Source organism: Wolbachia endosymbiont (group B) of Villa cingulata (assembly GCF_964028285.1).
Taxonomy (GTDB): Bacteria; Pseudomonadota; Alphaproteobacteria; order Rickettsiales; family Anaplasmataceae; genus Wolbachia.
Genome location: NZ_OZ034766.1, coordinates 270,885 through 282,239, shown reverse-complemented (window position 1 = coordinate 282,239; position 11,355 = coordinate 270,885). Strand labels below are relative to the sequence as shown.

Here is an 11,355-nt window from a genome sequence, read left to right as displayed (position 1 = left end):
GAAGAAATATTATGAAAGAATACGAACCCATTATAGTTAAAGATAACCAGGATCAAACTCCTACTCCATATTATAGATCATTTATTGATAATAATAATTATGTTATTGATTCACATCTTGGTAGGGTAAAAATACCGAGTAGTAATGACTTAAAATTAAAGTGGAACGGTGAAAAACAAACAATAGTTTTATATTACAATGGATTACCTCTGAAATTAGATGATGGTCGGGACTTTATTATAGGTCAAGACGATATTATAGGTAATAAAGATTATATCATTTCAATTCTTAAGAATACAGAGCAAGGGATAGATGTTATACTGCACAAGATACTTAATAATAATTCACATTTTGGTATGGGTTTATTATCCCCTTATACGCCTGGTAAGACTTCTGAGGAACTTGGGCTATTAAACTGTATCAATTATGATGACAAAAACTATCAATCACTAAAACACCTCAAAAAAGGAGCAGACAAATTTACTATTAGAATAGTAGATAATCAAATCGATATATCACAATCTGAATTAGACAAAAATTCAAAAGATTCTCCACAATCAACTAACTATGCAGAAAGAGATGATCAAGATAACAATACAGGAAAGAAAGATTACGAAGATATTGATGTAAAGACTACAGCTGTAGATTACATTAGCACATCTGAAGAGTATAATGCACCTATGCAAACAGAAGAACAGACAAGCACTTCTGAAAGTTTTTTTAGCATGCTTATGCATACTATTCCATTGTTTATAATATTTTTCAGTAGTCTTTTCTCATGTTTGTTTTGGTTTATTGGCGAAAAGACTGATGAACCTCAACAACAGGATTGTGATCAATTGTTTAGCCAAGATGACAGCAGTAACAATGATCAGATTGATCCCTATCTTTTTTAAGATATTCTTTAATTTTAGAATATATTTTATTAAAAAATTGATAATCTTGCTATTTGCAACAACTAAACCAAGCTATTGTGAGAACTGTTCGTTTTGGAATCTGTTGGTCTACCATCTGTAACATACGAACTTTTCAATATAATGATTTTGCTATACGCTAAAACTAGCCATATTAGCCCATTTCATCCATATCTACATACGAACTGTTTTGCCTAACTTTGTTGCAAAGATTTCAAAATTCTATTTTTATAACCTTATTTTTACGCTGCTTGTTCTCACAAATATACGATGTTTTTTATGTTTTTGGAGAAAGTCAATAATTCAATTCTTTATAACACTAACTAGCATGGTACTTTTACTAAAGTATTTTTTGAAAAAGTTAGTTGACTTATAAATAATTCTCTACTAATACTGGCATGTGTTTTTTATTCTGCTGAAGTGGCTCCGCAGGTTACTGTATAATCTTCAGCAGTTTTTCCACTCCTTTAAAGCATAATCCATCATGCTCTTATAGTAGTGATATCAAATATAGGTCTTAACCATGTTAATTTATAGTAAAATTAGCTCAAATTTGCAGTCATAAGCAACTTTTAACCTATCTACATACTCCATTGTTACTCACCATAAAAACTTAACAAGAGCTTAACGATATGAGTAGTAAAAAGATTATGGTATTGACTTAATGTTATATATTGCATATAATATATTAGTTTAGAGGGGTAAGTATGGGTGATTTTACTGGGATGATGAAATCTATCATCAATCAACCAAAATCCAAATCAGAATTATATGATATTGAATATGAATCCATTATAGAACATCTATCATCTAAAGAACATTTATTAAATGAGCTGATGAATGATATGTGGTACTCAGGAGATTTACCATCAGTTAGAAATCATAATGAACTACCTTCTTTAATAGATAGCAAACTTGGACTAAGCGAGCAAATTTGTGTTTGGTTTGCTCTGGACTACGATCTTATGTAATAGTTTAGACTTAATCTGACAAGCATGAATTATCTGACAGAAGAATCGACGAAGTCAAAACCGATATCAGAATCTGCTTTAATGTTATCAATATTTTTTTGGTAAGCAATATGCATACTGTCAAAAAAGGTCTGCATAGGAGTCTTACCGTAGCAATACTTACCAGAATGAGGTCTAGCTCTATTGTAAGAATGCAACTAATGATCAACATCTAACTGAAGCTCTTCCAAAGTACTATAAATCTTTTTCCTAAAGATAATATTGTAACATTCGTCTTGCATAGTTCTATGAAGCCTTTCACATATACCATTAGTCTGTGGAGAATAAGCTTTGGTTCTAGAGTGATCAATATTTTCTATTCCCAAATATAGCTGGTACGCATGATTCCCTGGTTTGCCACAATACTCCGTACCTCTATCGGTTAAAATGCGTAGCAATGGAACTTTCTGTTCATCAAAAAATGGTATAACTCTATCATTGAGAAGATCTGCAGCTGTTATGGCAGTTTTCTCCGTATAAAGCTTAGCGAAGGCCACTCTAGAGTAGGTATCAATAAAAGTTTGTTGATAAATTCGTCCAATACATTTGATATTGCCTACATAATAGGTATCTTGACTACCTAAGTATCCAGGGTGTTGTGTCTCAATTTCGCCATGTGCCTCTTTTTGTTCCTTAGCTTTTTCTAAAGCAGTAACTTGCTCCTCTGTCAAAATTATACCATCTTGTACTACCTTCGCTTCCAGCGCTTTCAATCTCTTTTTAAAATTTTCAAGATCGTTTCTTTGCCATATTGATCTTATCCCGCTAGCAGATATTAGAATTCCTCTCTTTTTCAGTTCATTTGCTGCTCTTTCTTGTCCATATGCTGGAAATTCTATTGCTATTTCAACTACTGCTTTTTCTATATTCTCTGATACTCTATTTGCATATAATGGCTTACTTTTACTTATCTCATGTAATCCCTCTTCTCCTCCTGTTTCATATAGTTCTTTGAATCGGTAAAATGTATCTCTCGAATATCCCATCACTTTACATGCCTGCGATACATTCCCTAATTGTTTTGCAAGTTCTAGCAATCCTAACTTTGGTTTTAATATTTTTTCTTGTGTTGTACTCATATCTGACACTCCTTTAAAATTTGTTTATATTTTTATCTTACTCTATTCGCTTGTCAGATTAAGTCTAAACTATTACAGTACCATTATTGATCGTTCTACTGATCATGGCATAAAAGCGTATACTTAAAAGATAATAAACCTTAAGAAGGCCAAACAAGATACCTTCCTGAGAAAACTCTTAAATTATTAAAGGTTACTTTCAAGCAATTGCTAAATTACTTTGCTGGTCAACTTCAACATTTTTAAGAGCTGTATTAGCTTTACATGAACAGTAAAGCCCTACTAGAAGGGAAGCTGATGCAATTACAGCAAATGTAATACGTATTATTAAGTAAGGTATTGGTAAATTTGCACCAACAGTACATACCACAGAAAGTATGAAAAACGCGGATGCGTAATTTATCTTATCTTTTGTTTTCCTAGTACTTACGGTTAGATCTTTTTCTTTTTTGCCTTCGATATCTTTATTTTTACTTTTTAGTTGTTTTTCTAGATTCTTGATTTGATTCTCTAACTGTTCATTTGTACTCTCAGATTTCTGCACTTGTGCTTTCAGATCATTATTTTTACTTTCAACTACTATTAATTGGGTGATTTTACCTTGCGTCTCTTGGATTTTGCCATTTTTCAGTTCTTCTAGTTTTTGTTTTTCGAAATTCTTTTCTTTCTCTATCTGTGAAACTCTTTGACTTGCATTGTTTGGCTCCTTTTCCTTCTCTGTAAGCTGACCTTTTACTCTCGTAAGTTCATTAGTTTTTTCGGTCAAGCTTTGCCTGGGATTATTCAACTTCGGCTTTAACCTATGAATATTTTTTTCTACATTTGAGGTTGCGTGAGTGCTTGCAGAAAATCTTTCCTGAGTAAGAGAGGACTTTTTATTTGGTTTGCTCCAACTTGAAACTTTGTTTAAATTTTCTGAGGGTAAGGTAGGATTGAATTTTGAGTTACACACCCTAGATATCCTCCTTTTACTAGTTACTTGAGTGGATTGTTTAGCCACTGGCTTCATTATATTTGGGCTCTCGTTTTCATTATTTCTATCTGAAAACTTAATGAATTGACCGGAATTAGGCATTTTTGTCTCCTTGTAACTATCGCTTACCGGGTTCTGTTGGGAACAACTTATTTTTATCATACTGTCACTTTTTTCTGTGAACATACTTTTTTTATCTGAAACTGATAAACTATTTGCAGAAATAGGAGTAATTTTCTTATCTGTTGTTTGTTCGATAATGTACTGAGAATCCTGTGTAGTATGGTAATCTCGATCAACTAACCTATTATCAAAACTATTTATAGAACTTGCAGAACAATTCTCATTCACTAAGTTTAACAATTCAGTTTGATTTGTTACAGTCAATGAAACATCTTCAACATTTATGATAGGTAATCCTTTATTGGAGTCATTGTTCGTTCCTTTTATTAGGTTAGACTGGATCTTACGCAGAATGTCCTCAAGGCTTTTAACTTTTTTATAATCTTCTTGAGAGATATAACCATAACAATACTGGCTGGTAGAATATATAACCCCTATAATAGGGTTAGTAGGATAAGTAACCCACGCCTTATCTTGTTCTTTAGTAAAGTTACCTACCATTTCTAATATTTTTTCTACTACTTTCAAACCTTTTTGAGGGGATACAGAAATAACATTATCCCGAACAACATCTACACAATCACTCAAAGCATCAACATTTTTAACATTTATTGCTCCTTTTACTGATTCTACTGCACTCTCTAGATCCAGAGTTGGATTTTCAGGAATAATAACAAGTGATGATTCTTTATCATTATTTAAATCTTCTTGATCTGCAATGAACGACTTAGGACCTTCACCAATATTTGCAATGAGGGACTCAACAGCTGCATTATCAGCATCTTTGAAATGTTTATTAATATCGTCAAGTAGGCTGTTGTCGTTTGCTTTGTAATTGCTTAATTGTTTAGGAATAGTAAGTATTACTTTGCCATTTTCATAGTCTACTCGATCACTTTGAAATTTAAGTGTGAATTTCAGTGAGCTATTTGACCTACATATTTCTTTCTCTGGATTATTCAACTCTGCTACACGTATAATCTTACGGTACTCAATGTTTACAGAATCTGCATTACTATCACAAATATGTATTGTTTTTTCAGAAACTATTGGTATCAAATTATACTTGGCAAGTATCGAATGCATCTGTTCATACATTGCAAACTCATATCCCGCTTGATTACAATGAGTAATTAACTCTTCTAGTATATGGTCATTTGGAACTTCTGCTTTAGCATGTTCGAACATTTTTGTAAAAACATGTTTTGCAATCTGACGTTTATCATTTTGATTGAGTTCATCGTATAATTGTGTAACAAAACGACTATCTATAGGTTTATCGTTAATTATAAAACTCATTCTAGGTAGGTCTTTATAAGCTTGGTTACCAGAATTTGCATCTTTATTACTTTCGTTTGCTTTTACCTTAATGAGTAGATGTTGCGTAAGTTTAAACTCTAATTTGGTTATTGTGTTAGGACTGTAGTGAGTTTCATTTTGATCTTTCTCAGGAAAAGAGTGAATATCTACTTGCTGATTTGCAACACCAATAATTTTACCTCTTGTCATGTTTATCCTCAATATAGATAAGCTTAGCCTAGTTTAGCACTAAATAGTAATTTAATTAAGTAAATTATTTGACTTTTCTCAAGAATGTAAAGCCTAACTATAGGTGTCTCAATATATGCCTTGATTTAAATTTATATAGATACTTCTAAACTTACAATGTTATACCAATTTTCAATGATAATGAGACAAATAAAAAAGAGCGCTTTCTATCTATAAACGAAGGTTTAAGCTAATTTATCGTATGTTCTACTTGTCTTCCCAATAAGGTGTAATAGTTTAGACTTAATCTGACAAGCGAATAGAGTAAGATAAAAATATAAACAAATTTTAAAGGAGTGTCAGATATGAGTACAACACAAGAAAAAATATTAAAACCAAAGTTAGGATTGCTAGAACTTGCAAAACAATTAGGGAATGTATCGCAGGCATGTAAAGTGATGGGATATTCGAGAGATACATTTTACCGATTCAAAGAACTATATGAAACAGGAGGAGAAGAGGGATTACATGAGATAAGTAAAAGTAAGCCATTATATGCAAATAGAGTATCAGAGAATATAGAAAAAGCAGTAGTTGAAATAGCAATAGAATTTCCAGCATATGGACAAGAAAGAGCAGCAAATGAACTGAAAAAGAGAGGAATTCTAATATCTGCTAGCGGGATAAGATCAATATGGCAAAGAAACGATCTTGAAAATTTTAAAAAGAGATTGAAAGCGCTGGAAGCGAAGGTAGTACAAGATGGTATAATTTTGACAGAGGAGCAAGTTACTGCTTTAGAAAAAGCTAAGGAACAAAAAGAGGCACATGGCGAAATTGAGACACAACACCCTGGATACTTAGGTAGTCAAGATACCTATTATGTAGGCAATATCAAATGTATTGGACGAATTTATCAACAAACTTTTATTGATACCTACTCTAGAGTGGCCTTCGCTAAGCTTTATACGGAGAAAACTGCCATAACAGCTGCAGATCTTCTCAATGATAGAGTTATACCATTTTTTGATGAACAGAAAGTTCCATTGCTACGCATTTTAACCGATAGAGGTACGGAGTATTGTGGCAAACCAGGGAATCATGCGTACCAGCTATATTTGGGAATAGAAAATATTGATCACTCTAGAACCAAAGCTTATTCTCCACAGACTAATGGTATATGTGAAAGGCTTCATAGAACTATGCAAGACGAATGTTACAATATTATCTTTAGGAAAAAGATTTATAGTACTTTGGAAGAGCTTCAGTTAGATGTTGATCATTGGTTGCATTCTTACAATAGAGCTAGACCTCATTCTGGTAAGTATTGCTACGGTAAGACTCCTATGCAGACCTTTTTTGACAGTATGCATATTGCTTACCAAAAAAATATTGATAACATTAAAGCAGATTCTGATATCGGTTTTGACTTCGTCGATTCTTCTGTCAGATAATTCATGCTTGTCAGATTAAGTCTAAACTATTACACCTAGGTGAAATATAAGCCGAGTTCTGTTTATGTAGCTATTTATCTGGAGTAAATGTTACCATTTACTTCATGCGATTTACCCGAGTAGATATGAGAAAAACATAAAATCTACTTCTATTTAATCTTGCTCCTAGTGTTGGTTACTTGACTACCAATGTTGCCATTGTTATGGTGCGCTCTTACCACACCTTTTCACCCTTGCCTAATAATATTTTAGGCGGTAATTTTCTGTAGCCCTATAACTGGAGTTACCTCCGGCGGGCGTTACCCGTCACTACCTTTTCTTGGAGCTCGGACTTTCCTCTGCTGTGTTTATCACACAACAGCAGCTACTTATTTCACCTAGAAATTATACTTTAACATTAAAATCACAAAAGCAAAAGAAAATTTCCTAACAGTCTACATACTAAAAACATTCAGACAAATAGCTAAAGGTGATATTCCGGTACATCATCGCTATCCCAAGATAAGCTTTTTTCACTTTTAGACTCTAGCTCAGTCAGTCAAGATCCTGGTCCACCGCTTGAAGACGATGAGCTACTTCTTGACCGACTACTACTCTCCACCGATATACTGTTTAGCACTGTTTCAGATTGATCCATAGTTCGCATAGATATATGTCTCATTCTGTTATTAGCGATAAAAATTTCTTCATCGCTATTGCCACTTGAAGATGATCGCCTTCTATCATTGAAATTAGTTAGTTCTAACACAGGGGCAGAATTACGACCCTTAACATATTTGTATGCTATGAATCCTATAATTCCAGCAATACTTATTATCGCTCCAACCAAAGACCCACCTATCATTCCTGCCCTATTAGACTCTATAGCAAGCTGAGCGGGCTGTGGTGAAGGAGTAGTTTGAGGAAGTAAAGTTGTAGTGAACAGAGGAGTTGTTGCTTTTGTTCTAGTACTTGGCATAATGGACAATGTTTGTATAGTTTTCTCTGAGTTTGTTGTTGGCGCATTAGTTGGCATTGTAGTAATCATAGTTGCTTGTGAAGTCGCAATAGTTTCAGCTACTGTCGTTGGTTCTGATGACGTACTCATCTTAGTTGTTAATTCTGTTAAAGGCTTACTCATCGTAGTGACCTTACCCAGAAAAAGTAGCGTATCTTTTTCAGCGTATACACACATCTGTCATATGTGCGCTGCATTTTTTTTCTAATCTTTTTATACAGGAGGATTTTATGTCCAGAATTCCAGATACTTGACCTTTACTTTAGCTAATAACAGGCGCCTGTGATTTTTATAAAGAAAGTGTAGGAAATAACCAAAAACTGTTTCCAGGCATAAATTTGCCATGTATACCTAAAAAGTAATTATATTAGCATAATATTCATACTTATATGCTAATATTAATATTCTTTGAATGGAATACGAAATTAATGTTGAAAAAATATGTACCAAAAAATTTATGTGGGATCTATGCCGAAGCTCAAATTGCATGACACCATTTATTTTTATGGTTTTGTCTATTTTATTTTGCCACTCTGCTAAACGGATACATTTAATTCCATTTTTATCGAGCAGATAATTGTCATATATTAGCTTAGTTCTCCTGTTATACTTAAATATAAATCAGCATAGCCCTAATTTTTTTATATATTTTACTTCTTTCTCTATATTTAATAATAGGCTTGAAAATAAATGGTAAACCTATAATTGTTAAGCTTAGAGCTAGGATTGAAAGTACACACAAGGCTTTGTGTTTACTATGTAGCTCTTTCAAGTAAAGCATCAAAAACCTACAAAATTTTTTGTAATTTTCTTCAATATTTTTTTTGCTATGAGCCTTGTCAATAAATAATCCTATTATAGTATAATCTTTACTATACTTAATTGCCCCTTTTTCTATTAATAGCTGAGCTATATCAAAATAATCCTTTTGAATAGTAAGATGTAGAGGTGAAAAACCTTGTTGATCACAAATATTCATATTGGCTTTTACTGCTAACAACATTCTTACAATTTCTACATGGCCTTTTTTAGCTGCAAGTAGCAGAGGAGTTCTGTTGTATCTAGTGACGGCATTAACGTTTACCTTAAGCTCCAATAAGAACTTAACTGCTTTAGTATCACCATTATAGCTAGCTTTATGTAACCTGGTGTTACCGCTACAATCTTGGTCATCTGCTTCTATTCCCTTTGAAACAAGAAATGTTACCATTTGCCTATTATTATGCTTAATAGCGCAATCCAGTGCATCAAAACCATGTTTGTTTTTTGTGCAAATAAACTCTTTTAACCTAGCTTTTGCTTGCTTTACAATAAGCTTTACCAGTTGCATTTTGTTGTTATATGCTGCTAGAAAAAGCGTAGTATTATTTTCTGCATCTTTTGCTTCTATGTTTGCACCTTTCTTTATCAGATATTCTATGATCTCTGCTCTACTTTCATAATGTGTAGTACATTGATAAATGGTCAAAAATAAAGGAGTACGAAAGTTGTTATCTTCACATTCAAGATTTGCTCCGCTATCAATTAAAATCTGGACGCTCTTTTTAGAACCGTATAATGAAGCTATGTGAAGAGGAGTATAGCCTTCCTCAGCATCTTTTTCATTAATTTTTGCGCCTTTTGTTATTAAAAAATCCATTAATTCTGTGTCATCTTGTAGTGTAGCAAGGTGAAGTGGAGTAAATCCATTTTTATCTCTAGAATTAATTGTCAGTTGATTAACAAGAAGTTTAGCAATTTTTTTGTGTCCATGCATAATAGCATAATGCAGTGGATTTCTATTTTCATTGTCCACAACATTAAAGTCAGCTTCGTGCTCTAATAATGATTTTACTCCAACTAAATCGCCTTCTTTTGTAAACTTATGCAAGAGAGTGACTCCGCTTACATCTTTTGAGTTAATATCAAATCCGCTTTCTACCAATTGATGTATGTCTTCCTCACACGCCATACCATTTTAATTAAACCCTTTTCGCATTAACAATACTCCCACTTAATTAAGTTTGAATGAATCTGTAAGAGAGATATCACAATTTATTGAAGTTACTAAATTCCGATATATTAAAGTCCACAATTTCCTGAATATAGAAATATTTATTTTTATACATTTGCCCTATTTCTTGTCATCCCAGTACATTCTTTTTTGTCATCCTCAAGTAGCCCCATTTCACACCACTTTCATCCCAGTGCCCAGACATCAGCCTTTCTTACCAACAAAAACTTAGCATAACTTTTGTTCTCAAAAAATTTCTGGATTCCAGTGGGCTTTGTTGCATAGGTCAAATAAAAAGAACTGGCAGTTACTGACAAAATTCACTATAAGACAAGCATTTAACCTACTAAAGAAAAATATGCCACAAAAAATGAGAGTCAGTAACTGCCATGAATATAACAAATTTCTCCAAGAGAGGGGAAATATTTTTTATTACGTCAATGATGCCATAGAAAATTGGTACGAAAAAGGTCCAAAAATGGCTGGTGGCAACTATATTTATAGCGATAAGGTCGTGATTCTGGTTCACATAATAACTTGTTTATTTAGAATAGGTCTGAGACAAACAGCGGGATTTATAGCAGGGTACCTTGAGCAAGTAAGGAAAAACTTGCAAGTTATTAGCTATTCCCAGGCCTCAAGAAGGCTTAAAAAACTTAACATCAAAATTAATGATCGAAGACATGATAAAAATAATACAGAAGATATTGAGATTGCCATAGATAGTACTGGAATAAGCATCTACAATAATATTCCAGGTCATAGCAAGGCAAATGGTACAGATAGAAAGTATCGCCGCTATGAGCAAACAAGAAAACTGCATGTAATGCTAGAGATAGGTAGCAAAAAAGTTATAGCAGCAAAATACAGTGGCGGAGTTTATTCTGACCACTATGGAGCATGTGATCTTATTGCAAGGATTGATGTTAAATATAATATAAGCACACTATATGCAGACAGGGCATATAATCGAAAGAAGTTATACAAACTGTGCGATGAGCTTGACATAAAGACAAGGATTCCTCCGCAAAATAATGCAGTAGAGCATCCAAAGTTGGATTATATGGATGAGAGAAATTCTACAATCAAGCTCATAAAGTCATATGATGAAGATGGTATGAAGAGGTGGAAAAAAGAGATAAATTATGGGAAGAGATCTTATATAGAAAGTTTTTTCTCGCGACTGAAGCAAACATTTGGGTTTAGTTTTAGAAACAAATCTGAGGTTAATCGTGAGAGAGAACTGCTACTCAAGTGTTATTTGCTTAACAAATTTACTGATATAGGCATGGCTAAATTTGAGATAGCTTCATGAATTTATTCC

At 33.1% G+C, this 11,355-nt stretch carries 7 protein-coding genes, 1 other RNA gene and 1 pseudogene; 4 read left to right on the top strand and 5 right to left on the bottom strand.

All coding sequences use genetic code 11. The annotated features are described in order from the left end of the window. Nucleotides 1–11: 11 nt before the first annotated feature. Nucleotides 12–896 (top strand): hypothetical protein, encoded by an 885-nt coding sequence (locus ABWU52_RS01510; protein ID WP_353277197.1) that lies wholly within the window; start codon nucleotides 12–14, stop codon nucleotides 894–896. A 725-nt stretch (nucleotides 897–1,621) separates the two neighbouring features. After that, on the top strand, nucleotides 1,622–1,885 hold the full coding sequence (locus ABWU52_RS01505) for a hypothetical protein (protein ID WP_353277195.1): 264 nt from the start codon (nucleotides 1,622–1,624) through the stop codon (nucleotides 1,883–1,885). A gap of 29 nt (nucleotides 1,886–1,914) precedes the next feature. On the opposite strand, the pseudogene ABWU52_RS01500 reads toward ABWU52_RS01505, so the two are convergent. Next, a pseudogene (locus tag ABWU52_RS01500) lies at nucleotides 1,915–3,003 on the bottom strand (IS481 family transposase). A 199-nt stretch (nucleotides 3,004–3,202) separates the two neighbouring features. Further along, nucleotides 3,203–5,608: a hypothetical protein gene (locus tag ABWU52_RS01495; RefSeq protein ID WP_353277193.1), complete on the bottom strand. Its 2,406-nt coding sequence runs from the start codon at nucleotides 5,606–5,608 to the stop codon at nucleotides 3,203–3,205. A gap of 344 nt (nucleotides 5,609–5,952) precedes the next feature. Between ABWU52_RS01495 and ABWU52_RS01490 the strand changes: the two genes are divergently transcribed. Continuing rightward, the gene (locus ABWU52_RS01490; RefSeq protein WP_353276176.1) at nucleotides 5,953–7,041 is read left to right on the top strand and encodes an IS481 family transposase; all 1,089 of its coding nucleotides are present in this window, start codon (nucleotides 5,953–5,955) and stop codon (nucleotides 7,039–7,041) included. 31 nt (nucleotides 7,042–7,072) lie between these two features. On the opposite strand, the gene rnpB is transcribed toward ABWU52_RS01490, so the two are convergent. From rnpB to ABWU52_RS01475, 3 genes are all read right to left on the bottom strand, one after another. After that, nucleotides 7,073–7,422: RNase P RNA component class A (gene rnpB, locus ABWU52_RS01485), an RNA gene on the bottom strand. Between the two features lie 157 nt (nucleotides 7,423–7,579). After that, a complete protein-coding gene (locus ABWU52_RS01480) occupies nucleotides 7,580–8,215 on the bottom strand; it encodes a hypothetical protein (protein ID WP_353277191.1) in 636 nt (211 codons plus the stop codon). 433 nt (nucleotides 8,216–8,648) lie between these two features. After that, nucleotides 8,649–9,989, bottom strand: a complete 1,341-nt coding sequence (locus tag ABWU52_RS01475) for an ankyrin repeat domain-containing protein (RefSeq protein ID WP_353277189.1) — start codon at nucleotides 9,987–9,989, stop codon at nucleotides 8,649–8,651. A 319-nt stretch (nucleotides 9,990–10,308) separates the two neighbouring features. Here ABWU52_RS01475 and ABWU52_RS01470 point away from each other — a divergent pair, with 319 nt between their 5' ends. Next, nucleotides 10,309–11,346, top strand: a complete 1,038-nt coding sequence (locus ABWU52_RS01470) for an IS5 family transposase (RefSeq protein WP_353276237.1) — start codon at nucleotides 10,309–10,311, stop codon at nucleotides 11,344–11,346. Nucleotides 11,347–11,355 lie beyond the last annotated feature (9 nt).